Annotated in this window: 22 protein-coding genes; 12 read left to right on the top strand and 10 right to left on the bottom strand. The window is 55.2% G+C overall.

Annotated elements, in window-relative coordinates; all coding sequences use genetic code 11:
• Nucleotides 1-118: 118 nt before the first annotated feature.
• From C772_RS00425 to C772_RS00415, 3 genes are all read left to right on the top strand, one after another.
• On the top strand, nucleotides 119-1,576 hold the full coding sequence (locus C772_RS00425) for an alanine/glycine:cation symporter family protein (RefSeq protein WP_008296493.1): 1,458 nt from the start codon (nucleotides 119-121) through the stop codon (nucleotides 1,574-1,576).
• A gap of 84 nt (nucleotides 1,577-1,660) precedes the next feature.
• The gene (locus C772_RS00420) at nucleotides 1,661-2,074 is read left to right on the top strand and encodes a pyridoxamine 5'-phosphate oxidase family protein (RefSeq protein ID WP_008296492.1); all 414 of its coding nucleotides are present in this window, start codon (nucleotides 1,661-1,663) and stop codon (nucleotides 2,072-2,074) included.
• A 123-nt stretch (nucleotides 2,075-2,197) separates the two neighbouring features.
• Entirely contained in the window at nucleotides 2,198-3,529 is a 1,332-nt protein-coding gene (locus C772_RS00415) for a GTPase family protein (RefSeq protein ID WP_008296491.1), read from the top strand.
• Between the two features lie 84 nt (nucleotides 3,530-3,613).
• Here the strand turns inward: C772_RS00415 and C772_RS00410 are convergent, their stop codons facing one another.
• Both C772_RS00410 and C772_RS00400 read right to left on the bottom strand, forming a co-directional pair.
• On the bottom strand, nucleotides 3,614-4,270 hold the full coding sequence (locus C772_RS00410; RefSeq protein WP_008296490.1) for a hypothetical protein: 657 nt from the start codon (nucleotides 4,268-4,270) through the stop codon (nucleotides 3,614-3,616).
• 415 nt (nucleotides 4,271-4,685) lie between these two features.
• Nucleotides 4,686-5,207 carry a cupin domain-containing protein gene (locus tag C772_RS00400; RefSeq protein ID WP_008296489.1) on the bottom strand — a complete coding sequence of 174 codons (522 nt, stop codon included), beginning with the start codon at nucleotides 5,205-5,207 and terminating at the stop codon, nucleotides 4,686-4,688.
• A gap of 315 nt (nucleotides 5,208-5,522) precedes the next feature.
• Between C772_RS00400 and C772_RS00395 the strand changes: the two genes are divergently transcribed.
• From C772_RS00395 to C772_RS00375, 5 genes are all read left to right on the top strand, one after another.
• Nucleotides 5,523-6,056 (top strand): sigma-70 family RNA polymerase sigma factor, encoded by a 534-nt coding sequence (locus tag C772_RS00395; RefSeq protein ID WP_008296488.1) that lies wholly within the window; start codon nucleotides 5,523-5,525, stop codon nucleotides 6,054-6,056.
• A 62-nt stretch (nucleotides 6,057-6,118) separates the two neighbouring features.
• Entirely contained in the window at nucleotides 6,119-6,451 is a 333-nt protein-coding gene (locus tag C772_RS00390; protein WP_008296487.1) for a general stress protein, read from the top strand.
• 99 nt (nucleotides 6,452-6,550) lie between these two features.
• Nucleotides 6,551-7,186 (top strand): YfbR-like 5'-deoxynucleotidase, encoded by a 636-nt coding sequence (locus tag C772_RS00385; protein ID WP_008296486.1) that lies wholly within the window; start codon nucleotides 6,551-6,553, stop codon nucleotides 7,184-7,186.
• A gap of 197 nt (nucleotides 7,187-7,383) precedes the next feature.
• A complete protein-coding gene (gdhA, locus tag C772_RS00380; RefSeq protein ID WP_008296485.1) occupies nucleotides 7,384-8,766 on the top strand; it encodes an NADP-specific glutamate dehydrogenase in 1,383 nt (460 codons plus the stop codon).
• A 165-nt stretch (nucleotides 8,767-8,931) separates the two neighbouring features.
• Nucleotides 8,932-9,900, top strand: a complete 969-nt coding sequence (locus tag C772_RS00375) for a proline dehydrogenase family protein (protein ID WP_008296484.1) — start codon at nucleotides 8,932-8,934, stop codon at nucleotides 9,898-9,900.
• A 57-nt stretch (nucleotides 9,901-9,957) separates the two neighbouring features.
• Here the strand turns inward: C772_RS00375 and C772_RS00370 are convergent, their stop codons facing one another.
• Nucleotides 9,958-11,097, bottom strand: coding sequence for a M20 family metallopeptidase (locus C772_RS00370; RefSeq protein WP_008296483.1), 1,140 nt, complete (start codon nucleotides 11,095-11,097; stop codon nucleotides 9,958-9,960).
• A 293-nt stretch (nucleotides 11,098-11,390) separates the two neighbouring features.
• Here C772_RS00370 and sda point away from each other — a divergent pair, with 293 nt between their 5' ends.
• Nucleotides 11,391-11,594, top strand: coding sequence for a sporulation histidine kinase inhibitor Sda (gene sda / locus C772_RS16235; RefSeq protein ID WP_081607080.1), 204 nt, complete (start codon nucleotides 11,391-11,393; stop codon nucleotides 11,592-11,594).
• A 102-nt stretch (nucleotides 11,595-11,696) separates the two neighbouring features.
• On the opposite strand, the gene hutI is transcribed toward sda, so the two are convergent.
• The 5 genes from hutI to C772_RS00345 all read right to left on the bottom strand — a co-directional run bounded on the left by hutI (nucleotide 11,697) and on the right by C772_RS00345 (nucleotide 18,279).
• Nucleotides 11,697-12,950, bottom strand: coding sequence for an imidazolonepropionase (hutI, locus tag C772_RS00365; RefSeq protein WP_008296482.1), 1,254 nt, complete (start codon nucleotides 12,948-12,950; stop codon nucleotides 11,697-11,699).
• Entirely contained in the window at nucleotides 12,947-14,656 is a 1,710-nt protein-coding gene (gene hutU, locus C772_RS00360) for a urocanate hydratase (protein ID WP_051059371.1), read from the bottom strand. Before hutU ends, hutI begins: the two co-directional genes overlap by 4 nt.
• 149 nt (nucleotides 14,657-14,805) lie before the next feature.
• Nucleotides 14,806-16,824: a TRAP transporter permease gene (locus C772_RS00355; RefSeq protein ID WP_008296480.1), complete on the bottom strand. Its 2,019-nt coding sequence runs from the start codon at nucleotides 16,822-16,824 to the stop codon at nucleotides 14,806-14,808.
• A complete protein-coding gene (locus tag C772_RS00350) occupies nucleotides 16,811-17,287 on the bottom strand; it encodes a DUF1850 domain-containing protein (RefSeq protein WP_008296479.1) in 477 nt (158 codons plus the stop codon). The genes C772_RS00355 and C772_RS00350 overlap by 14 nt, the downstream gene beginning before the upstream one ends.
• Nucleotides 17,284-18,279, bottom strand: a complete 996-nt coding sequence (locus tag C772_RS00345) for a TAXI family TRAP transporter solute-binding subunit (protein ID WP_008296478.1) — start codon at nucleotides 18,277-18,279, stop codon at nucleotides 17,284-17,286. Before C772_RS00345 ends, C772_RS00350 begins: the two co-directional genes overlap by 4 nt.
• Before the next feature lie 210 nt (nucleotides 18,280-18,489).
• Here C772_RS00345 and C772_RS00340 point away from each other — a divergent pair, with 210 nt between their 5' ends.
• Nucleotides 18,490-20,172 (top strand): DUF2207 domain-containing protein, encoded by a 1,683-nt coding sequence (locus tag C772_RS00340; protein WP_008296476.1) that lies wholly within the window; start codon nucleotides 18,490-18,492, stop codon nucleotides 20,170-20,172.
• A gap of 67 nt (nucleotides 20,173-20,239) precedes the next feature.
• Here the strand turns inward: C772_RS00340 and C772_RS00335 are convergent, their stop codons facing one another.
• Nucleotides 20,240-20,920 (bottom strand): LrgB family protein, encoded by a 681-nt coding sequence (locus tag C772_RS00335; RefSeq protein ID WP_008296475.1) that lies wholly within the window; start codon nucleotides 20,918-20,920, stop codon nucleotides 20,240-20,242.
• Nucleotides 20,920-21,273: a CidA/LrgA family protein gene (locus tag C772_RS00330; protein ID WP_008296474.1), complete on the bottom strand. Its 354-nt coding sequence runs from the start codon at nucleotides 21,271-21,273 to the stop codon at nucleotides 20,920-20,922. The genes C772_RS00335 and C772_RS00330 overlap by 1 nt, the downstream gene beginning before the upstream one ends.
• Nucleotides 21,274-21,428: 155 nt before the next feature.
• On the opposite strand from C772_RS00330, the gene C772_RS00325 reads away from it, so the two are divergent.
• Nucleotides 21,429-22,220: an SDR family oxidoreductase gene (locus C772_RS00325; protein ID WP_008296473.1), complete on the top strand. Its 792-nt coding sequence runs from the start codon at nucleotides 21,429-21,431 to the stop codon at nucleotides 22,218-22,220.
• Nucleotides 22,221-22,398: 178 nt separating this feature from the next.
• On the top strand, nucleotides 22,399-23,802 hold the full coding sequence (locus C772_RS00320) for a purine-cytosine permease family protein (RefSeq protein ID WP_008296472.1): 1,404 nt from the start codon (nucleotides 22,399-22,401) through the stop codon (nucleotides 23,800-23,802).
• The last annotated feature ends 37 nt before the right edge of the window (nucleotides 23,803-23,839 follow it).

The following is a 23,839-nucleotide window of genomic DNA, read 5'->3' as shown; positions in this document are numbered from 1 at the left end:
TTTACATCCAATTATCTAAAGAATCTATTATTTCGTTCCGAATCACGCTATGATAGGTTCTATCTACGGGAGGAGGATACATAGGTTTGAAAAATCGATGAACTGAGGAGGAATGTCCGTGGATCTGTTACTGGAAAAAATCGTAGGGTGGCTGTGGGGGCTGCCGCTCATCTTCACCGTCCTTTTCGTGGCACTGTATTTCACTGTCGGAAGCAAGGTCTTCCAGATTCTCCATCTGCCGCATATCTTCAAGGCAACATTCGGCAAAGTCTTCTCGAAAGGGGAACGTGAGCGCTCCAAATCGGAAAAGGGGATTCTGACACCGTTCCAGGCCGTGAGCACGGCCATCGGCGGCAGTGTGGGTGTCGGGAACATCGGGGGTGTCGCGACGGCGATTGCCGTCGGCGGGCCCGGAGCCGTCTTCTGGATGTGGCTGACCGCGCTTTTCAGCATGATGACGAAGATGGTCGAGGTCACCCTCGCGGTCCATTACCGGAGCACGGATGAAAAAGGCGATCCGTATGGCGGACCGACCTACTACATGCAGAAAGGGCTCGGGGAGGAGCGGAACTTCAAGTTCTGGTGGATTCCTGCTTTCCTGTTCGGCTTCGGGATCTTCTCCACCTTCTTCATTACGCTTCAGAACTACACGGTCGCCGAGGCGATCGATTCTTCATTCGGATTCGGGCTGATTCCTTCGTCAATGATCTATGTAATCGGCATTTATCTGATTATTCTCGGCGGAATCAAGCGGATCGGCGAGACCGCTGCGAAGCTCATCCCGGCAATGTGCCTGTTTTATCTTGTTGCGGGACTGTATATCATCTTCTCCAATGCAGGAGATATCCTCCCTGTATTCGGCCTGATCTTCGACAGTGCCTTTAACGGCATGGCAGCTGTCGGCGGGTTCACGGGCGCGGCTGTTGCACAGGTCATCCAGATGGGTGTTGCACGCGCTGTCTACTCCAACGAAGCCGGCTGGGGAACGTCCCCGATGATCCATTCCACTGCAAAAACCGACCATCCGGTCAAACAGGGCATGTGGGGCGCGGCGGAAGTCTTTATCGATACAATCGTCATCTGTTCGGTGACCGCTTTCACGATCATCATCACCGGCATGTGGTCGAGCGGTCTGGACGGCGCATCGCTAACGCTTGCCGCTTTTGAGGAGGGCATCGGTGAAACCGGCCGATACATCATCACGATTTCCGTCTTCCTGTTCGGCCTGACGACGACAACCGGCTGGTACACCTATTATGAGATTCTGTTGCGCCAAGTTTTCGGGAAGCCGGAGCAGGCATCACTGAAAGGCAAAGTACTGAGATTTTTCCAGCTTGTTTACCCGCTGCCGGGATTGCTCCTCGTCATCTATGCGGTATACTACGAGCTTCCGGGCAAATACGTTTGGTACTTCGCCGATATCACGACTGCCATCCCGACATTCATCAACCTGGTCGTCCTTCTGTTCCTGAGCAAGCGGTTCTTTGAACTGCTCCGTGACTATAAAGCCCGGGAGCTCGGCGTCGGCATCCCTGATCCGAATTTCAAGGTGTTCTACGAAGACCGGAAAAAGTGAACCTTCTCCCCGCTTTCTTCACTGTTTATTTGGATTCTCCAGGGGAATAGTAAAAAAGGAATTCCAAATACGGGAGGGATCCGGATGGATGCAAAAGCAGCTGCACAGAAAATACTTGACGAAAGCATGGTCGGCACAATGGCCACCGTCCAGGGCGGCAAGCCGTTCACCCGATACATGACATTTTTCAACGATGGCTTCACTTTATACACGGCCACCTCGAAACAGACAGACAAGGTCGACGAACTCGAGGCCAACCCGCATACGCATATCCTGATCGGCTATGAAGGCGAGGGCTTCGGCGATGACTACCTGGAGATCATGGGCACTGCCGAGGTCACGGATGATGAAGGCCTCATCGACAAAGTCTGGAATGAGGCACTCGAAGGTTATTTTGACGGCCCGGACGATCCAAATCTCGTCATTCTGAAAGTCCAGCCCGATGCCATGCGGGTCATGAACAAAAAAGGACAGCCTCCCCAAGATGTGTCTCTATAAAGATGGCTTCCCGGCCCTCCGGCAACTTTGCCGGAGGTTCTTTTTCGTCCCTGCCCGATGTCTCAGCCGCCATGCCCGGGGGTATAGATGAAATAACAACCGCCAAATACGGAAGGAGAGTTCATGGTGAACCCCAAGTTTGAGGAGATGCAAAAACGCCTGAGCCATATCGGAAACCTGAACAATTACATAGAACAGCTCGCCGACAAGGTGCCGGGGAACCTGATTTCGGAAAAGCAGCGGCGGAAACTGATCGATGCCATCACGGACGATGAAGACCTGAATGCCCTGCTGGAAGGGCTTAAAAATCCCCGCCCTCCCCGCTTCGTGCTGGTCGGCCGGACCGGAGTCGGCAAAAGCAGCCTCATCAATGCGATGAGCGGCAAATACCTGGCCGAAGTCAGTGATGTGGAGATCGGCACGAAAAAAGCACGCCGGTTCACCTACGAGTCGGACGGCCAGGTTTACTTTGAAGTGATCGACACCCGCGGCATCGGCGAATCGGAAACTTTCGATACAAAAGCGGAGGATGAGCTTGCAGGGGTGATCCGCGAGTTCCGTCCGGATGCGCTCCTATTTCTGCAGAAAGCGACGGAGCGGGCGCATATCGACAAGGATGTCCTCGTCACCAAACAGCTGATGGAAAAGACCGGCGGAGACCTTCCGCTTGTGGCGATCCTGACACATATCGACGAGCTGAACCCATCACGCATCAAGGAACCTGACCGGTATCCGGAAGAAAAGCTTAAACTGATCGGGGAGAAAACCGGGCAGCTGGAGCGCATCTTCAGCAAATATGGGCTGGACGCAACCGCCATCCTCCCCGTCTCCTCTTATATCGAGTGGGACCGGGAACCCGGCGGGCCCGGGGATGGCGGGCAGGAAAACCCCGAAATGGCCTTTGACGGGCGGAAAGGGATCGAGGAACTGCTGGATTTTTTGGAGGAAAGCCTGGATGTCCGGGCAGCGATCCATCTTGGCCTGACCGTAAGGCTGAACCGGGTGGCGACCCGGATCGCTGAGCGCTTTATACGGATTTTCTCCGCCCTTAGTGCCACCGTTGCCCTCAGTCCGATCATCGCTTCGGATATCGCGGTCCTGCTGACCCTCCAGTCGATGCTGATGATGATCATCGCCTATCTGTCCGGACGCGAACTGGAATTCAAGACTGCGAGGGACCTGCTCGTCTCACTCGGCGGGATCGGAGCCACCGGCTTCACCCTCCGCATGGTCGCCCAGCAAGGCTCCAAGTTTGCGAATCTCGTCTTCCCCGGAGCCGGCTCGGCACTCAGCGCCACCATTGCCAGCGGGGGCACCTACGCCATCGGCAAAGCTGCGGTTGCCTATTACTTGCGGGGCGTACCGGAAAATGAACTGCAGCAGGTTGTCAAAGATGCCCGCAAAGAGTTTGAAGAGGAACAGGAAAGCCAGGCAAGGATACACGCGGATAAATAATCATTCACTGCATTGGACTGCAATTTTCCCTAAGAAAAAAGCCGGCTGTCCCGGGAATCGGGCCAGCAGCCGGCTTTTCGTTATTTACTTTTTCTTGCCCATCTGCCTGACCGGGTACATGAGAATATCGCTTGCAAGTTCTGCCGCCCGTGCCCAGAGAGCACCCTTCCCCTCCACAAGGCGCTGTACGGTCTGTTCGGCCTGTCGCTGGCGCTCCTGCAGTTTCAGAAGCGTATCAAATCCGCTCCTGACCAGTCCTCTCAGCCGCTCCTGCATGCATTCGGCGACCTCGGGGAAAAATTCCCCGAAATGGTCTTCCCCGATCCACTTTTGTGCCTGGGCAGCCTTGTCAATCTCTTGTTTGTAATAGCCGGACTGTGCTTCCATCAGGTAATACAAGTCAAGCGCATCATGGATCCTGCTGAGCTTTCCGTATCCGACATTTTTGGCCCGGTACAGCTTCACCGCCTCACGGATATCCTCCCCGCGACTGTGGCGCCGTGGTTTTCCGTGGTGAAGGGCCGAGTACCCGGAGTCCGGCAGGGCCGGGTACCAGCGCCGGAACTTTTCTTCGAATTCCGCGAGCACGGATGCCATTTCGCGCCTCGCCTCTTTTTCATATTGCCCTTTCGGATAATAATAATCCAGAAGTTCCGCCCGCTTTTTGCGCCGTGCAAGCCAGCCTCCCGCCTCCGGCCAATCCGGGTATGGGCCCGCCGCATGCTTGTCCCGCTCCTCCATGATGCTCCCCCCTTTACTGCCCTTTTCTCTTATTATACGGCTTTTTCCCTTTCTCTTCATCCTTGCGCTCCAACAGAAAAGAGGCAGTCCAAAAAGTCATTAACGCGATAAAAACAGCAAACGGCACGGACTCTGCTGACCAACGCTTTCGCTTTTGGTCGCAAAAGTGGTCGCTTACCGCGGGCCGGCGCCGAGCCGATGCCAATACGAAGATTGGCATCTGCGTGCAGCGCGAAGCGTTGCGCGGCAGCGCAGGGGTCTCGACAGCCCGGCTTTTTCTGCAGGACAGAAAAGCCTCCTCGAATAAGCCTCGCACAAAGGAAATGCGAAGCATTTTCGAGGAGGCTCCCGGCGTCCATGCCGTTTGCTATATCATGTGCTGAATATTAGTTTTCGGACAGCCCCCTGAGTACTGTTATTTCACCCACTTATGGCGCATCGGGCTCTGTTCATCCTCCCCGAAGACCCGATCCCGTTCAGGAATGCCGACGTTGCTGATCGTATTCTTTGCCTGGGCTGCTTTCGCCGGATCGCGCTTCATCATATTCGGATCCGCCCCGTCGGGATAGGCCCCGACCACTTCAAAGTCATCGGTGGATTCAACTTTCATATGACCCGTCCCGGCAGGAAGCAGGACCACATCCCCGGGCTTGACGTCCAGGCGCTGTCCGGAGTCCCCGCCTGCAAGGATGGTCCCGGTGCCCCGCCGGACGCCAAGAACCTCGTGTGTATTGGAATGATAGTGGAGTTCCTCGTAGACGCCGCCTGTCCAGCTGTTTGTCCAGCCATGGCTGTTGAATGCCGCCTCGATCTCTTCGGGGCTTCGTCCACCGTCCTCCCCGTCAAATGCGTTCTGGTAGAAAATGACCGGCAGTGTCGGGTTATTCGGTATCTGTCCGTCCTCTTTCAGGAAAAACGATTGAACTTGAATATCCATCTGATCCGTCCTTTCTTCCATATTCATTCTGTTTTTCTATTACCCGTATGCCGCTTCGCTAACCGTTTCCTTTTTTTTGCGGGACTGCCGAATTTTAATTTTGAACCGCCGTCCAACCGCAAAAATAGGTCCTTTCCCACATAAGTAGATTCCATTTTGGTGTTCGGATGCCGCAAAATTCAAATTCGGGCCAGGCAAAATTGGATTTTGGGCATTTGACATAGGGATTAGCCCGTTCGACCGGAGTCCCTCGCTTCAGTAGGCTGAACATACCCGGGAAAACGCTGCGCCGTGCACGGCCTGAAAGGCCGACCCATGACGAAGAATTTGAATACCGAAGACCTCCTGCTGCAGTATGAACCCATGATCTCCGCCATGCTCCGCCAACTTAATATCCGCCGCGATCATGATAACTTCCGGCAGGCGGCCCGCCTCGCGCTTTGCCTGGCGTCGGAGAGGTATGACAGCGGACGGGGCCATTTCGCACCGTTTGCATACCGGACGATCCGCGGTGCGATGCTGGATGAACTGAAAAAAGAAAGCCGGCATGCAGAAACGGCTTCCGCTGTCGGCCCGGAAATCCTTGAAGCCCTGTCCGGCGGGCACTCAAGTGAAGCGGACATGGAGCTCCCTGACGGCCGGCTTCCGCTGCTGAGAAAGGCCTTTATCCGCCTGCCGGAAGATGACCGCCTCCTCCTGTCCAGGCTGTTTGTGGAGCGTATGCCTTATGCCGAATGCGCACGGCTGTCAGGCATCACCGTTCCCGGCATCAAAAAGCGCCGTGAACGCATCCTATCCAAACTGAGGAAGCAGATCACCGCTATGCTCGAAGATGAGTCTGCTGTTTAGGCATAAGTTGTGCGGGTAAAGATAACCATGAATGATTGAATGACACTCAGGAGGGATTCGAAATGGCTAAAGTGGTTACTGTAGAAAATGGCGTGCAGGCGCGTGAGGAAATCGATAAGCTTGTGACACAGGGATATGACAAGGAACAGATTTACCTGTTCGCACATTCTGATGACCGTGAAAAAGATCTTGCGGAAGCGCTCGATGTCGAGACGGCAGGCATGGGTGACACCGGGTTCTTCAAGGGCATGAAAAACCTTGTCGCAAAACGCGGCGATGAGCTCCGTGCGGAATTCGAGGGCGTCGGGCTCTCCCAGCAGGAAGCTGATGAGTACGAGAAAATACTCGACGAAGGCCGTCTTGTCCTCGTCGCACAGGATGCAACGGACAAATAAACATACAAAAACGCCGTCCGGACCGGGCGGCGTTTTTATATACCGGAAACCGGCAAGAATAAACTACAGAAACCTACAACACAGAAAGGAGGAAGCAGCATGGGCATCCATAAGTTTTTCACCAGCATGAACGATCTCGAAAGGATAATCCGCGCACCGGGAAAGTTCAAGTTCGAGGAGCACAATGTGGCCGCACATTCCTGGAAAGTCGCCCAATATGCCATGTTCTTCGGAACGCTGGAAGAGATGGGCGGCTCGGACGTCGATTGGAAATCACTTTACGAGAAAACAATCAACCATGATTTCGCAGAAGTCTTTATCGGAGACATCAAGACGCCCGTCAAGCATTCCTCCCCGGAACTCAAACAGATGCTTGCCACAGTCGAAGAAAAGATGATGGAGAAATTCATCTCTCGGGAAATCCCGGAAGAGTTCCAGGCCGTCTTCTTCCATCGGATGAAGGAAGGCAAGGACGGCACGCTGGAAGGCCGGCTTCTTGAGCTGGCCGATAAACTGGACCAGTTCTATGAGGCGTACGCTGAACTCAAGCGCGGCAACACGGAGCCCGACTTTATCCAGATGTACGAGATTGCGCTCACCAAGATCCTGGAGATGCCGCTGAAAAAGAGCGTCGCTTATTTCCGGGATGTCATTTTGGAGGACGTTGTCAGCGAGAAAACGGCAGTCGACGTGAAAAGCCTCACCATGCGCATCCTGAACAGGCAAGAAGATTAGGCGCCAAGATTGTGAATATTGTTTGAACAATTGCTATTAACTGCCATAATCCGAAAATTCGGTATTGAAAACGATTCATCGTCTGTGTATAATTATGAAATCAGACTCATAGCTTTTTTCTGAGAAATCATAGACGGAAAGGAACTAGGAATCCCTGTCGGTTCCTTTTTTCGGTTCCAGGAAAGGAATGATGCAACATGCAGATGGTCAGAGACGTTAAGGAAGAGGCACGGCGCAACGCAAATGATTATGTCCACCAGGTCTTCGAACTCGTCAAACGCCGCAATCCTGGACAGAAGGAATTCCTCCAGGCGGTCCGCGAGATCTTCGACTCCCTCCGCCCCGTCTTCGCACAACATCCGGAATATATCCGGGACGGTATTCTGGAACGGATCGTGGAACCCGAACGGATCATTTCATTCCGGGTGACGTGGGAAGACGACAATGGGAAGGTCCATGTGAACCGCGGTTACCGTGTCCAGTACAACAGCACGCTCGGACCGTATAAGGGCGGGCTCCGGTTCCACCCTTCCGTCAACGACAGCATCATCAAATTCCTGGGCTTTGAACAGATCTTTAAAAATGCGCTGACCGGCCTCCCGATCGGCGGCGGAAAAGGCGGTGCCGATTTTGACCCGAAAGGAAAGACGGACCGTGAAATCATGCGCTTCTGCCAAAGCTTCATCACCGAGCTGAGCAAGCATGTCGGGCCGGATACAGACGTTCCTGCAGGGGACATCGGGGTCGGCAAGCGCGAGATCGGCTACATGTTCGGCCATTACAAGCGCCTGAGGAATGCCTACGAAGCTGGGGTCTTCACCGGAAAAGACCCGGAAAGCGGCGGCAGCCTCGGCCGGAAAGAAGCAACCGGCTACGGCCTCGTCTACTTCACCGTTGAGATGCTGAAACACCACGGCCTGGACCTGGAAGGCAAAACGACCGTCGTATCAGGTTCCGGAAATGTTTCGATCTATGCCATGGAGAAGGCAATCGAATACGGCGCCGAAGTAGTTGCCTGCAGCGATTCGAACGGATATATCCATGATCCTGCCGGCATCAACCTCGAAACTGTCAAACAGCTGAAGGAAGTTGAACGCCGCCGCATCAAGGACTACATCCTGTTCCACCCGAATGCCACCTATACGGAAGGCTGCGCGGATATCTGGTCCATCCCTTGCGAAATCGCTCTGCCATGTGCCACACAGAACGAACTCGATGAGGCATCCGCTGCCAAACTGATCGAGAACGGGCTGATTGCAATTGCTGAAGGCGCGAACATGCCGTGCGACCAGGAAGCGATCGACCTGTTCCTCGAGGACGGCATCCTCTACGGCCCTGCAAAAGCTGCCAATGCCGGCGGCGTTGCAGTTTCCGCGATGGAAATGTCACAGAACAGCATGCGCTATTCCTGGACTGAACAGGAAGTGAACGAGAAACTTCACCGTGTCATGATCGATATCCATAAAAACTGTGTTGAAACGGCAGAGCAATATGGATTCAAGAACAACCTCATGGTCGGTGCCAACATCGCCGGATTCAAAAAGGTTGCGGATGCCATGGTCGCCCACGGCCTGCACTGATAAATCGCGTTTGTCTACTGGCGCAAAAAATACTTTCACCCAACTCCCCGACAACGGGGAGTTTTTCTTATGGGGGCAAAAAAAGTTAGCGAATGAAAGCCCATACAAGACGAACTAATGATATAATTATGTCGAATCTATTATTTATGGCAAGGAGCCGTTGACATGCTTAAAGAATTCTTTATCGGTCTTTCCCAGAATCAGTTCCTGAACGCAGCCGCACAAAAATACGGCCTTCAGCTCGGCGCGCAAAGTGTCGTTGCCGGTACGGATATTCATGAAGCCATTGAAACCATAAAAGAATTAAATAAAAGCGGAATTTCCGCCACTGTAGATAACCTCGGGGAATTCGTCCATGACCGCGAAGAAGCGACCGCCGCCAAAAATCAGATCCTGGGCGTCGTGGAAGCGATCCATGAGGCCGGCGTCGATGCCCATATCTCACTAAAGGCTTCCCAGCTCGGCCTGGACATCGACTATCACTTTGCCCTTTCCAACCTGCGCGAAATCGTCGGGGCGGCCGCAAAGTATGACATGTTCGTCAACATCGACATGGAAGACTATGGCCGCCTCCAGCCATCGTTTGACATTCTGGACGAACTTTCCAAAGACTATGGGAATGTCGGCACCGTCATCCAGGCCTACTTCCACCGCGCCGAGGACGATATCCGCGACTATAAGGACTATCGTCTCCGCATCGTGAAAGGTGCCTACAAGGAGCCGGCAAACGTCGCCTATACGGAGAAGGAAGAGATCGACCGCAACTTCATCAAACTCATTGAATACCACCTTCTCCATGGTAAATTCACATCGGTCGCCACCCATGACCACCACATCATCGGCCATGTGAAGAAATTCGCGGAAGAAAACAATATTCCGAGAGATAAATTTGAGTTTCAGATGCTGTACGGGTTCCGCCGCGACATGCAGCACGAACTTGCATCTGAAGGCTACAATTTCACGACGTATGTCCCGTTCGGCAAAGACTGGTACGGCTACTTTATGCGCCGCCTTGCTGAGCGACCGCAGAACCTGAACCTTGTCGCGAAGCAGGTATTCACGCCAAAGACCAATGGTGTCATCGCCCTCGCTGCCGGAGCCTTCCTGCTCGGCCGCATGTCGAAGCGCCGCTGATGATGAATAAGGACCGCAACCGGATTTCCGGGTGCGGTCCTTTTATCTGTGAAACTTTCAGCTTCTTTCCGACAGCCGTACGATGGTTTCGGCCAGCAGGCGGCAGCGCGGAACGAATGTGGCAACTTCCATATATTCATCATCGCGGTGGGCATTCCCGCCGACAGGGCCCATCCCGTCAATTGTCGGAATCCCGGCAGCCGACGTATAGGATGCATCGCCTCCTCCGCCTGTGGCAGTGTCAGTCACGTCAATTCCGATTTCTGCACCGATTCCTCTGATCAGTTCAATCAGGCTGGCCGTCCCATCGGTGCGTTCCATGGGCGGCCGGTCGATGGAGCCCTCGACCGTAATGGCAGTTCCTTCAACGTCAGGTACCGCGCATATATCGCGGATCTTGCGGTCAAGCGGTTCCGCCTGGGACAGTTTCGTCGTGCGGATATCCACATAGCCGACCGCTTCCGGTGTGACGACGTTCACCGCATCTCCGCCCCGGATGATGCCGACATTGACGGTGATGCCTTCATTGTAGTCAGTCAGGGCATGGAGTTTGATGATCTTATGGGCAAGCTCTTCCGTGGCGCTGCGCCCTTTTTCGGGTTCGATGCCGGAGTGCGCGGCTACGCCGTGTACACGGATCGTGTAATCTCCCCCGCCTTTGCGGGCGCTGACGAGCGAGCCATCCTTGCGTGCGGGTTCCATAATAAGAGCGGCCTTTTTTCCTTCCGCATGGGCCTCGATCATCGGACGGCTCGTGATCGAACCGATCTCCTCGTCGCTTGTGAGAAGAATCTCGATATTATCCAGACCCGGGCGGCCGCTGTCCTGAATGGCCTGTACCGCGTACAGGAGCGAGACGAGGCTGGCCTTCATGTCGATGACTCCCGGCCCGTAAGCACGGCCATCCTTCACCGAAAACGGCCGCTCCGCCGCCGTTCCGTCCCGGAAGACGGTATCCATATGGGCGACGATGAGAATTTCGGGGTCCTTCGCATTGTTGTGCCGGATGATCAGGTGGTCTCCCTGGATCTCCTGGCTGACGGTCTGGACGTCAAATCCGAGATTGACATACGCTTCTTTCAGGATGCTTCCGACTTTGTCGATTCCCGCTTTATTCCGCGAACCGGAGTCAATATTGACAAGCTGCTCCAGCAGGCCGAGCATCTCGTCCTGCCGGCTGTTCAGGAATTGTTCCATTGCCTTCACTCCATTCACTGCCTGATAGATGATTGCCTCTCCATTATACCGGTTCGCACGATTCAGATGAACCTGCCATTCTATGTTGCCGCAAGCGGAAAAATGAAGCCGAAGGCAGAAAACTTTTCGACAAAATCCGACTTATCCAGAATCTGTGGATAACTCTATGCACATCATCCACACTGCCGAAAGCGGAATGAGGCACCATTCACACACACTATCAACAGGTTATCCACCGGTTTTTGTGGATAAAGGAACAGTTGTTCTCGATTTGGTTCTTTGGTACATTGTGAATGTGGGAATTGCGCTCCGCGTCCACAGGCTGTGATCATCCCCCGGAGGTGAACAAGTTGGACAGACTAACAGACGATCAGCTTATTGACACCTATCTCACGGCGATTGCACACGGGCTTAACCAATGCTTCATTATGCTTCTCGAGAGAGAAATCATGCGGCGCACTTTCGATCAGGAAAAGGAATTATTGTGTCCGGCCTGAATGACCAAGCAGACGGCACCGGTGAAAAGCAGCATCTGCTTACCGGACTGCCATCTGCTTTTTGTTTTTGTCCCACGCTAAAAGCCGGGTGTACCCGGCTGGTCAGATGACTTTTTCTCCTTTTTTCCAGACGGCCCCGACATGGTTGACGCCGAACAGGTATTGGAGTTCCTGATAGTTCTTCACATTCCACAAAACGAGATCTGCCTGTTTGCCGGGCTCGATTGAACCCGCTTTGTCCTGCACTCCGATTGCGTGTGCAGCATTGATGGTGGCCGCGACAAGCGCTTCTGCAGGGCTCATCCGCATGGAGATGCACGCCAGGTTCATGACAAGCGGCATCGAGGTTGTCGGCGAGGAGCCCGGGTTGCAATCAGTAGAGATGGTGACGGGGACCCCCGCGTCGATCATCTCCCTTCCCCTTGCAGCTTTTTCTCTCAGATACAGGGCCGTCGCCGGCAGCAGGCAGGCGATCACACCCGCTTCAGCCATCTTCCGGATTCCCTCGTCGGAAGCTTTGAGAAGATGCTCCGCAGAGATGGCACCGACTTCTGCGGCAAGCTCAGCCCCCCCATAGGGTTCGATTTCATCTGCATGGATCTTCGGTATCAGTCCGTGCCGCCTGCCCGCTTCCAGAATACGCCGGGACTGTTCGGGCGTGTAGACACCGATTTCGCAAAAGACATCATTAAAGACAGCCAGTTTTTCCGATGTCACGGCGGGAATCATCTCATCGATGATCAGGCTGACGAATTCCTCTTCCCTGCCCTTGTATTCCGGCGGGATGGCATGGGCGCCCATGAAAGTCGGCACGATGTCGACCGGATGCCGTTCGTTCAGCTGTTTCATGATATGAAGCTGCTTCAGCTCGGTCTCGAGATCCATCCCGTAGCCGCTCTTCCCCTCGACCGTAGTCACCCCGTGACGGAGGAACGAATCAAGCCGTCGTTCCGCCTGCCCGTACAGCTCTTCCTCCGTCGATTCCCTTGTCATACGTGCAGTCGCGTGGATTCCGCCGCCGGCATTCATGATATCCATGTAAGAAGCGCCCTCAAGCCGCATTTCAAATTCTTTCTCCCGGCTTCCTCCGTAAACGAAGTGAGTATGGGGGTCGACGAGCCCCGGCGTCACGAGCTTGCCATATGCCTCAATAACATCCGCATCTTCCTCCCATTCCCCGAACTGCGCATTCATCTCGGCGGTCGTACCGACTGCCTTGATTTTACCGTTCTCGATCCAGACGCTTCCGTCTTCGATCAGGCCGAGGTCTGACATTTCCGGTCCTGACCTTGGTCCTTTGCCGCCTGCGACGGTCACGAGCTGGGCCGCATTCTTAATCCAGAGAGGTCTTCTCATGACGGATCCTCCTTCCTGAGCATCGGGATGTCGATACCCTTGTCCCTTGCTGTCCGGATGGCATCGTCGTATCCCGCGTCCGCATGGCGGGCGATGCCCATCCCGGGATCACTCGTGAGCACCCGCTCCAGTCTTGCCTCCGCTTCCTTTGTTCCGTCCGCCACAATGACCATCCCTGCATGCTGGGAGTATCCCATTCCGACGCCTCCGCCATGATGGACGGAAACCCAGGTCGCCCCCCCGACGGCATTGATGAGGGCATTGAGGATCGGCCAGTCGGACACTGCGTCGGAACCGTCCTTCATCGCTTCCGTCTCCCGGTTCGGCGAGGCGACAGAACCCGAGTCGAGATGATCACGGCCGATGACGACCGGCGCCTTCAGCTCGCCTGACGCCACCATGTCATTGATGATTTTCCCGAACCTGGCCCGTTCCCCGTATCCAAGCCAGCAGATGCGGGACGGGAGGCCCTGGAACTCGATCTTCTCCTGCGCCATGCGGATCCAGTTGCAGAGGTGCACGTTATCGCTGAACTCCCGCAGGATCACCTCATCGGTTTTCCGGATGTCGTCCGGATCGCCCGACAGCGCCACCCAGCGGAACGGGCCCCTGCCCTCGCAGAACTGAGGGCGGATATAGGCGGGGACGAATCCCGGGAAGTCGAAGGCCCTCGCAACCCCCTCGTCTTTTGCCACCTGCCGGATGTTGTTGCCGTAGTCAAACGTCACCGCGCCCCTGTCCATCATGCCGAGCATGGCACGGACATGCCGGGCCATCGAGGCTTTGGCAAGCTTCACGATCCGGTCGGAATCGGACACACGAAGTGCTTCTGCTTCTTTTGCATCCATACCGGATGGAACATAGCCGTTCAGCGGGTCATGCGCCGAGGTCTGGTCAGTGAGCACGTCAGGGATGAATCCCTGACCCAGCAAAGCGGGGAGGATGTCGGCTGCATTGCCCAGCAGTCCGATGGAGAGAGGCTTCCCCTCTTTCTTCGCTTCCTCTGCAAGGCGGATGGCTTCGTCGACGGAATCGGTCTTTTTGTCCAGGTACCGCGTGCGGATCCGCTTGTCGATGCGGCTTTCATCCACTTCGACCGCGATGCAGACACCGCCTGCCATCGTAACGGCAAGGGGCTGGGCCCCGCCCATACCGCCGAGTCCTGCCGTCAGTGTGACCGTCCCTTTAAGGGAGCCGCCGAAATGCTGGCGGGCCAGCTCAGCAAACGTTTCATACGTCCCCTGCACGATGCCCTGGGAGCCGATATAGATCCAGCTTCCCGCAGTCATCTGTCCGTACATCATGAGTCCGCGGCGATCAAGTTCATGGAACGTCTCCCAGTCCGCGTAGGCCGGCACCAGATTTGAATTGGCGATCAGCACGCGCGGCGCGTCCCGGTGTGTCCGGAACACGGCCACCGGCTTCCCGGACTGGATGAGGAGTGTCTCATCATTTTCCAGACGCTTCAGCGCGGCGACGATCGCATCGAACGCTTCCCAGTTGCGTGCCGCCTTGCCGATTCCCCCATAGACGACAAGCCGGTCAGGGTGCTCCGCCACATCCGGATGGAGGTTGTTCATCAGCATCCGTAGCGCCGCCTCCTGCAGCCACCCCTTCGTATGCAGCTCCGTTCCGGTATAGGCAATCACTCTTTCCGCCGAATCGTTTGTATGCGCTTTCAATTCCAACCCCTCCCTTTTCCCCATTGTACAATGAATGCTTAAATAGGACAGCCCGATCGGAAGAATGTTCAGCGCTTTAGTGAGGGAGCATACGAAAAATCCCCGGAACCGTTATGCCCGGGTCGGACAAACGGTTTCGGGGAACTCTGATCTAAATGACTGATTTTCTATTCTCAGGCTGTGGCCGGGCTGCTTTCCCGCCGTTCTTTCAGGAAGTTCACGACGAAGATCGCACCGACAATCACGATGCCGATCACATCGGAATAGGTTTCCGGGATAATCATCCCGATGGCCCCTGCCCCGAGCAGAATCCGGAAAATCAGATTCATATCTGTCCGGAAATAACCCTCAATAGCGGCGCTTAAAGCGGTGATCCCGATCACTGCTGTTGCCGTGATCAGCAGGATATCAACCGGAGCAGCCATCCCGAACTCCCTTGCATTCGTGGCGATGCCTTCCGTATCCAGCATCAGCATGGCCGGATTATAGACAAACAGATAAGGGATGAGGAAACCGGCCGAAGAAAGCTTCAGGGCATGGAAACCCGTCTTCATCGGATCCCCGCCGGAAATCCCGGCTCCCGCAAAGGCAGCCAGCGCCACAGGCGGTGTGATATTGGCAAAGATCCCGAAGTAGAACACGAACAGATGCGCAACGATGATCGGAATGTCGAATTCCGCAAGAGCCGGCGCCGCCATTGTCGCAGTGATGATATAAGCCGGAATCGACGGAAGCCCCATCCCGAGAACCATTGATGCCAGCATGGTGAAGAACAGGGTCAGGAACAGGGAGCCTGCTCCTAGGCTTGCGATGGAAGAAGTCATCACATTCCCGAAGCTGGTCAGGCTGACGACACCGATGATAATGCCGACCACCGCACAGGCAACCATGACCGAAAGCGACTGCCGGGCACCGCTGTCAAGCGCAGCAAGAATATCCCTGAAGCCCATCCGGGTCTCTTTCCGGATCGCCGCGATGATGACCGTCGCAACGATGGTATAAATCGCCGTCTGGCCGACCGGGACTCCCCGGTACAGCAGGAAGATGAGAATCAGGATCGGCAGCAGCAAGTGCCCTCTTTCCTTCAGCACTTCTTTCACGCGTGGCAGGTCCGCCTTTGGAATTCCCTTCAGCCCCCTGCGGCCCGCACGGAAGTGGACCTGCATGATGACGCCCAGGAAGTAAAGGAGAGCCGGGATCAGTGCGGCGAGAGCGATGGTTCCGTACTCGACGCCGGTCGTTTCGGCCATGATGAATGCACTCGCGCCCATGATCGGAGGCAGGATCTGCCCGCCGACAGACGCGCTCGCTTCAACCGCTCCCGAAAAGTTCTTCGAGTAGCCGATTTTCTTCATCATCGGAATGGTAAATGCGCCGGTCCCGACAACGTTCGCCACGGCTGCGCCGTTGATGCTGCCCATGAAGCCGCTGGAAATGACGGCGACTTTCGCCGGCCCGCCCTGTTTGTGGCCCGCCAGAGCGAGCGCCAAGTCATTAAACAACTGACCCATCCCGGATTTGGCCAGGAAGGCGCCGAACAAGATGAACAGGAAGATGAAATTCACGGAAGCACCGATGGCCGTCGAGTAAAGCCCTTCCGTCTTCAGGTAAAGTTGACCGAAGATGTCTCCCAGATCAAACGGCCGGGTTGCCATGCTGATCGGTACCCATGGCATATGGCTGAAGAATGGATAAGCAAGGAAAATCAGTGCGAGCACAGGCAGAATCCAGCCGGTTACCCGTCGTGCCGCCTCCAGAACAAGCAGGACCGTCACGACGGCCATGACGATGTCTGCCGTGTTCGGGATTCCTCCCCTCGTCGTCACAATGGCCGTGTATTGCGAAATCAGATAGCCGGCAGTCGCAATGGCCCCGATGAACAGCAGCCAGTCCAGCCAGGGAACCCGGCTGCGGCTCTGCTTTTTGGTCATCGGGTAAAGCAGAAAGATCAGCCCGATCCCGACTGCCACGTGTACCGCGCGCTGCTGCAGCGCCGGTATCGGATTAAACGTCGTGTACAGGTGAAAAACCGAATACAAAATGGCGACAATCGAAATAAACAGCACAACCGTCCGTTTGCTGATTTTCCGTGTCCTGGAATCTGCATCAAATTTCTCCAACAGCGCTTCCTGCTTTTGTTCATCCAGAAACTCCGTTTCCGCGGCAATTCCTTTTTTCTCAGTTTCGCTCATGATGGGCACCTCCGATCAGCCGCCAAAGCGGCACCTGATGATGTGTGATTCTGACCGTCCACCGTTCCCCTCCGGGATCATAAAGAGGACGGTCGCCTTTTTCCGTGTATAGGGTCGTCCGGACGTTGGCAGATGTTGAAATAGTCAGTTCTCCGATTTCCTGCTCAAGAGCCATATGGACAAAGCCATCATCCGACGGAATGATTTCCCCGTCCGATGGAACGCCTGCCCCGAATGTCTTAAACCGGGTTTCCGTGAGATAGAGCTTCCCGTCACGCACTTCATAGGTCTCAAACCACGGCTCTTTTTCCACAGAGTGGATCCAGCCGACTTCAAACCGGTCGGCGGGAATGTCCTCCTGCCAGCCATCTGTGGTGACACGGATGGCGGAAACGCGTATTGAAAGAGAAAGAAGGAGCATAACGACCGCTATGCCCCCGAAGATGAAGCTTTTGGATTTCATTGCTCGTCATAGTACTTTTGCGCTCCCGGATGGACAGGTGCGACCATGCCTTCCTGTGCTCCCTCCAGAGAAATGTCGGAAGCCGCCTGGTGGGAGTTCTCAAGTGATTCCAGACTATCGAAGAATTCCTGTGTCAGTTTATAGACGTCGTCTTCCGACAGCTCGGACGATACGACAAGGGCGTTCATGATGGCTGCAGTCGGAACGGCTTCTTCATTGCCGTATGTATCCGCCGGGATTTCCATAGAGATGAAATATGGCTGTTCTTCTGCGATCTCTTCCACTTTTGCCGGATCGACGGAGACCATGCTCAGATCCAGGCTCTTCGACAGCTCAAGAACCGAGGAATTCGGAAGGCCGCTTGTCAGGAATGCCGCGTCAATCTGTCCGGAACGCAGGCCGTCAGCCGCCTCGGCATAGCCAAGGTAGTCGACTTCAATATCGTCGTAGGTGATTCCGTGTCCTTCCAGCAAGTTGCGGGCATTCACTTCGACACCCGAGTTCTGGTCACCGACCGCCACACGCTTGCCCTTCAGGTCATCCACCGTTTCAATGCCCGAGTCCGCCGTGGTCACAATCTGAACAAAGTTCGGATAGAGCGCGGCAATTTGCTGGACCTGGTCGACCGGTTCGCTGAAGTTGCCGGTGCCGTCCACCGCTTCCGTGAGGACATCACTCATCACAAATGCCATCTCTACCTTGCCTTCCTTGATCAGGTTGATATTTTCAACGGAAGCGCCCGTTGTCTGCGGCTTTGAGTTGACGCCGTATGCGTCTGAATACTCGCTTGCCAGCGTGGTTCCGATGATGTTGTAAGGGCCGGATGCACCGCCGGTTGCAATCGTCACGATCCGGGTATCAAGACTTTCCGAATCTCCCCCGCCTTCTCCTTCTCCCCCGGCAGAACCGCCGTCATCACTGCCGCATGCAGCAAGCACCATTGCACTCAGCATGGTTCCTGCCGCGAGTGCCGTCCATTTTTTCTTCTTCATACAAAATCCCCCTTTTTGTCAGCCGTTCTTTGGAACTATCGATTGAAGCCATTATAGCAGTAGAAAGAAAGCGCAAACAAGTCGAACAGAGGAGAATGTTCAGATTGACGGAATATTCCTGATCAATCAGCCGCAATTCAGCCGCACCTGAAACCTGTGCGCTGCCTGTTCCGTATAAACAGATAACCGAACTGAAACGGAGGCGGTGTGATGACCAGACTGATCAGAACCATCCTGATGGCGACGCTTCTGCTGTTCCTGTTTCCGGCGGCCGCATTGGCTGTTGACTTCGAAATTACGGATAGCAGGATCGAAGCCATAACAGACAAAAATGGAACGGTCAGCGTGACCGAATCCCACACTTACCAGTTTGATGGTAATTTCAATGGGGTGACCCGGATGCTCATCCCAAAAGAGGGCACCGCCATTTCCGGTTTCAGTGCATCGGAGGACGGACAGCCGCTCCGCATTGAGAAAGACGGGAATGTGTACAAAGTATTTCGCGGAGGCAATGACGAAACCGTAACGGTTGAACTCCGGTATGCAATTGAAGATGCGGTGACCCTTTATGAGGACGGGGCAGAATTCTACTGGCCGTTTTTCGATGACCGCAATGAATCGGATTACGGCAACATGACGATCACCGTCGCACCGCCGGAACCGTCTTCCGCAACGGAACTGATCGGTTATGATGAGGCTGCGGGTACCGGATCAGCCGAGCCGGATGGCACAGCCCGCTTTAACATGGGCCATGTCGACTCGGGGAAAAACGGGGATATCCGTGTCGTCTTCGATGCCTCCCTGTTCCCTTCCCTGAATCCTGTTCCCGGGACCATCCGCGACACGATTGCCGATGAACGGACACGGCTTGCCGATGAGCAGAAAGCTGCGGAAGCACGGAACCGGAATGCTGTCCTGGCCGGGAACATCGTCATTCCCGCAGCCTTCCTTCTCCTCCTCGGTGTTTTCTGGAGAGAATGGAACCTCTCGCGCAGAAAATCGGCGGAAGCACGGCATAAAGCCGAGGCTTCGGGCTTCAGGACACCCGAAGAGATTATCAGCATGCCGGCCGCCATGCAGTTCATGTCCCCCGCCATTGACACCGGAGCGGAACGCCTTTCTGCCGCGCTTCTCGACCTCATCCGGAAGGGCCAGGTAGTGCAAGTATCCGAAACCCGGTTCGAGGAGACTGACATGGCGCCGGAACATCAGCATGAAGAAATCTTCCGTTCTTTCCTTTTCGACAGCTTCGGTGACGGCACCGGAGGCTTCGACCTGGAAGAACTAAAAAGACGGACCGAAGATGATGAGCAGGCCGGAGAGTACTTTAACAGGGTTGCGGAATGGAGCGGCACCGTCTCGCGTGAGCTCAAAGAAGCCGGTCTGAAAAAATCCCGTCCCGGCACATCCGTCCTTCTCGTCCTCACCGGCAGCATCCTCGCCGGCACAGCCATCTACTTTGGCATCGGGGAAGCCTGGATCCATCTGGCCGTTGCCATCCCGCTGGCACTGGCCGCACTGATCGGAGCCGCGTTCTACCGGCCGCTCAGTGAAAAAGGCCATCTGCTCCGCGAGCAGTGGCAGGCCTTTACCGGACAGTTCAAGAATGCGGGAGCCGAAGAATGGACCTCCATGCCGCGCGAAGACCGGCTGAGGGGATACATTTATGCCATCGGCACGAAAAACAAAGACATCGACCTGCCATTTGCCCGATTCGCAAAAACACGGCAGCCTGCCTCTGATCCGTCGCCTGCCGTATTCGCCTATGACCCGCTGATCATGAACCGCTCCTTTGCCGTCGCAGGTGAACACGCCGCGTATTCGGCCTCCGCATCCTCGCACAGTTCAGGCGGAGGAACGGGAGGCGGAGGCGGAGGATCAGGAGCTTTCTGACTCCCGGGCACTGCAACAGAGAAAAGCTCCATTCCGGATGATGACGGAATGGAGCTTTTTATGCTGTTCACCTGAAAAACAGCGTGCAAACAGCTGTAATCAGTATCGCGGTCAGGATATAGGCGACCGTGCTCACGGAGCCTTCCTGATCGCTCGTCTCGAAGAGTTTCGCGGTGCCGAATCCGTGTGAGCCGATGCCGACACTGAGACCCCGGGCGACCGGATGGCGGATGCCCATCTTGTCGAGAATTGGAATGCCGAGGACCGCCCCGCCGATGCCGGCGATCATGACATAGACGACGGTAAGCGACGGGATGCCGCCGACCATCTCGGACAATTCAATCGCAATCGGCGTCGTGGCATTTTTCGGGATCGTCGAAGTGGCCACTGCTGCATCTGCGCCGAGCCACTTCGTCAGCAGGTAGCCGCTGAAGAGGCCGAACAGCCCTCCGCCAAACACGCCGAGAAGAATCGGGCCGAAGTACTTCTTCACCATCGGCAGATTAAAGTAAAGCGGATAAGCAAGCGCAACAACTGCAGGCCCAAGAAGCCAATTCCACAGTTCGCCCCCCTTCATATAGGTCTCGTACGGAATGTCCGCCAATAGCAGCAACGCCCCGATCAGGACAGTCGCTACGATCATCGGCTGCAGCCAAGTCTTTTTGTACCGTTTGTAAAGATAGATTCCGATTGCGTATGTACCAAGCGTCAGCAGCGCGCCGAACAGGTAGATAATCGCGGTGTTCATCATGCTTCCCCCTTCCCGATTGACCGTTCAACCGCCCAGGCAGTCAGGACGATTGTGAGAAGCGTGCTCGCGAGCACCGTCACAAACGATATCGCATTCCACGTCCTGAACAGGTCCAGGTACAGGATGATGGCGACCGTGGTCGGGATGAAGAACAGCGTGAAATTGCGGATCAGGACGGATGCACCGTCTGCATGGGCATTCACCGGAAGGTTTTTGAACACGATGATGAACACGAGCAGCAGAAGAAGTCCGATGATGCTGCCGGGGATCGGCAAACTGAGCCATTCTTTGACCTGCACCCCGAAGAAATAAAACAGGAAGATCAGCGCGAGCTGAACGATTTTTTTCATGGACACCGGTCACCCCGCTTTGTTAAATCACTTCCTTTCATCTTACTCCTCCTCCCCCCGCCGCTCAAGGCAGTCCTGACGAAATGGAACGAATCCTGACTGAAACGGCCGCTTTCCGGTACAATCGGGTTATCGGGGATAAAGGAGGAAATTTCATGGATCTTAAACTTAAGGACAAACATGTGCTGGTCATGGCTTCCAGCAAAGGGCTTGGCCGGGCTATCGCATTGGAGTTTGCAAATGAAGGGGCAGCCGTCTTCCTGACGAGCAGGAGCCCTGAATCTCTTGAGCAGACAGCCGGGGAACTGAAGCGGGAATCCGGGAATGACAATATCCATTTCCACCCGTGCGACATGTCGCGAGAAGAAGAGATTTCCGGCCTCTTCCGTAAAGTGCGTGAAACGTTCGGCGGGATTGATGTTCTCATCAACAACACCGGCGGACCGAAGGCCGGCGGATTTGCCGATGTGCAGGATGAAGACTGGATCCGGGCATTCGGACAGAACCTGCTGAGCTATACGCGCACCATCCGCGAAGTCCTGCCGGGCATGCAGGAAAACAACTGGGGGCGGATCATCAATATCTCCTCGTCTTCCACAAAGGAAGTGATCGACGGCCTGATCCTGTCCAACACATTCCGCGCCGGCATGGTCGGGCTGTCGAAATCCCTTGCCCGCGAGTATGCCGCATCCAATATCCTGGTGAATACAATCGGTCCCGGCCGGATTAAAACAGACCGGATCATTGAATTGGACAGTGCGAGAGCCCAGAACATCGGCGTTTCACAGGAAGAAGTCACTGAAAAAGCCAAACAGGGAATCCCGATCGGACGCTACGGTCAGCCGGACGAATTCGCCCGTGCCGTCGTTTTCCTCGCCTCCGGCGCCAACACGTATCTCACCGGCCAGTCCATCGTCATCGACGGCGGCATGCTGAAGGCACTGTAATTAAATCTGATCGATAACACGGCAGGGAATCCGCTTCCTTGCCGTGTTCTGATTTAGGACAGCTTGCCGATATGCAAAATATTTGTTATGCTAGACAAGTTGCAGATTGTGAAAATCATCACATAGGGAGAGTGGTCTTACCCAAATCCATAACTCAAACAGAATAAGGAGTGATTCAATGACTTCAGTGTCCGTAGACAAGCAGACAACGGCACAAGAAGCACATACTGACGACTATTCATTGGACCGCGTCCCCCGTTCCGAACGGAAAATGGGATGGCTGAGCATCACGAATATCACATTCGGAATCGCCACTGCGATTTTCTACTTCCAGATGGGCAGTGTCATGGCCCTGCAGTTCGGCGCCATCAACGCCCTGATTTCCTCAGCCTACGCGATTATCGTCGCCGGCATCCTCGGTTCCTTCATCGCCTATTTCTCGGCGAAATCCGGCATGAACGTCAACCTGATGTCACGGGGCGGCGGATTCGGCTATATCGGCGCCTCGCTCACATCCCTGATTTACGCATCAAACTTTATCCTGTACGTTGCGTTTGAAGGACTGATCCTGGTCGCCGCCGTCTACACCTTCTTCCCTTCCATCCCCGAATGGGTGCTCATCGTATTCTTTGGGACGATTGTCATCCCACTGAACTGGTTTGGCATCAAGCAGCTGGACAAGCTGCAGAAATGGTCGCTTCCGATCTTCTTCATCTTCCTGGTCGCAGCGATCGCATTCTCCTTCTTTACCCCTTCCGTTTATGAAGGCTCGTTCTGGACATATATGCCGGATGGCGTCCAGGTCGGCGGCACAGCGCTTCTCGCGTGCATTGGGATGCACCACGGCATCATGGGGCTCACCGCCCTGCTTGCATCTGACTACACCCGCTTCCTGAAGCCGAAGGACATCAAAAAGGGATCCATCATCATCGGATTCGTCCCTCAGATTTTCTGCTTCGGCGTCATGGGCGGCCTCGGCATCTGGTTCGGCGTCCGCCTCGGCGAAGCCAACCCGGGTGTCTATATCGTCACGCTTCTCGGACTCGGGGGCGCGCTCTTCACAATGCTGACCCAACTCCGCATTAACGTGACGAACATCTACAGTGCTTCACTGTCGCTCTCGAACTTCTTCGAGAACATGTTCCGCTTCACCCCCGGCCGCCGTTTCTGGGTGGTCGTGGCAGGCATCCTTGCCATCGTACTTATGCTTGGCGGCATTGTGGACCATCTTGGTGCCGTCATGACATTCCAGGGCGTCTTCCTTCTCGCCTGGGCAGCGGTGCTTGTCGCCGATGCGCTCATCGTGAAGAAGATGCTGAAAATCGGGCCGCTCTACTACGAGGCCCGTCAGCAATACCTGTATAAGTGGAACCCGGTCGGAACCGTTTCCCTGATTGTCGCGAGTGTCCTCGGCACCATCGCCGCCCTCGGCTTCATGGGAGAGTTCCTCGCCAGCACCGCAGCGTTCTTCGCGGCCATCCTTGCCGCTATCCTGACTGTCGTGCTCGCGATTGCGACCAAGGGCCGCTACTACATGAGAAAACAGCCGGAAGAAGTTCCGGAGGAAGATTTCATTGCCTGACCTCTTCGGTCCGGTCCGCTGCTCCCTATTTTCACAA

Source organism: Bhargavaea cecembensis DSE10 (assembly GCF_000348905.1).
Lineage (GTDB): Bacteria > Bacillota > Bacilli > Bacillales_A > Planococcaceae > Bhargavaea > Bhargavaea cecembensis.
Note: the sequence above shows the minus strand (reverse complement) of the source record. Positions and strands in the feature narration are given on the sequence as shown.

Excerpts from the sequence above, each read along its gene's own strand:
- C772_RS00420 (WP_008296492.1), top strand. The coding sequence starts at position 1,661 with ATGGATGCAAAAGCAGCTGCACAGAAAATACTTGACGAAAGCATGGTC.
- C772_RS00385 (WP_008296486.1), top strand. The coding sequence starts at position 6,551 with ATGGGCATCCATAAGTTTTTCACCAGCATGAACGATCTCGAAAGGATA.
- C772_RS00335 (WP_008296475.1), bottom strand. The coding sequence starts at position 20,920 with ATGAACACCGCGATTATCTACCTGTTCGGCGCGCTGCTGACGCTTGGT.
- gdhA (WP_008296485.1), top strand. The coding sequence starts at position 7,384 with ATGCAGATGGTCAGAGACGTTAAGGAAGAGGCACGGCGCAACGCAAAT.
- C772_RS00370 (WP_008296483.1), bottom strand. The coding sequence starts at position 11,097 with ATGGAACAATTCCTGAACAGCCGGCAGGACGAGATGCTCGGCCTGCTG.
- C772_RS00355 (WP_008296480.1), bottom strand. The coding sequence starts at position 16,824 with ATGAGCGAAACTGAGAAAAAAGGAATTGCCGCGGAAACGGAGTTTCTG.
- C772_RS00390 (WP_008296487.1), top strand. The coding sequence starts at position 6,119 with ATGGCTAAAGTGGTTACTGTAGAAAATGGCGTGCAGGCGCGTGAGGAA.
- hutI (WP_008296482.1), bottom strand. The coding sequence starts at position 12,950 with ATGAGAAGACCTCTCTGGATTAAGAATGCGGCCCAGCTCGTGACCGTC.
- C772_RS00345 (WP_008296478.1), bottom strand. The coding sequence starts at position 18,279 with ATGAAGAAGAAAAAATGGACGGCACTCGCGGCAGGAACCATGCTGAGT.
- C772_RS00340 (WP_008296476.1), top strand. The coding sequence starts at position 18,490 with ATGACCAGACTGATCAGAACCATCCTGATGGCGACGCTTCTGCTGTTC.
- C772_RS00375 (WP_008296484.1), top strand. The coding sequence starts at position 8,932 with ATGCTTAAAGAATTCTTTATCGGTCTTTCCCAGAATCAGTTCCTGAAC.
- C772_RS00320 (WP_008296472.1), top strand. The coding sequence starts at position 22,399 with ATGACTTCAGTGTCCGTAGACAAGCAGACAACGGCACAAGAAGCACAT.
- C772_RS00415 (WP_008296491.1), top strand. The coding sequence starts at position 2,198 with ATGGTGAACCCCAAGTTTGAGGAGATGCAAAAACGCCTGAGCCATATC.
- C772_RS00400 (WP_008296489.1), bottom strand. The coding sequence starts at position 5,207 with ATGGATATTCAAGTTCAATCGTTTTTCCTGAAAGAGGACGGACAGATA.
- C772_RS00325 (WP_008296473.1), top strand. The coding sequence starts at position 21,429 with ATGGATCTTAAACTTAAGGACAAACATGTGCTGGTCATGGCTTCCAGC.
- C772_RS00330 (WP_008296474.1), bottom strand. The coding sequence starts at position 21,273 with ATGAAAAAAATCGTTCAGCTCGCGCTGATCTTCCTGTTTTATTTCTTC.
- C772_RS00395 (WP_008296488.1), top strand. The coding sequence starts at position 5,523 with ATGACGAAGAATTTGAATACCGAAGACCTCCTGCTGCAGTATGAACCC.
- C772_RS00350 (WP_008296479.1), bottom strand. The coding sequence starts at position 17,287 with ATGAAATCCAAAAGCTTCATCTTCGGGGGCATAGCGGTCGTTATGCTC.
- C772_RS00410 (WP_008296490.1), bottom strand. The coding sequence starts at position 4,270 with ATGGAGGAGCGGGACAAGCATGCGGCGGGCCCATACCCGGATTGGCCG.
- sda (WP_081607080.1), top strand. The coding sequence starts at position 11,391 with ATGTGGGAATTGCGCTCCGCGTCCACAGGCTGTGATCATCCCCCGGAG.
- hutU (WP_051059371.1), bottom strand. The coding sequence starts at position 14,656 with ATGGGGAAAAGGGAGGGGTTGGAATTGAAAGCGCATACAAACGATTCG.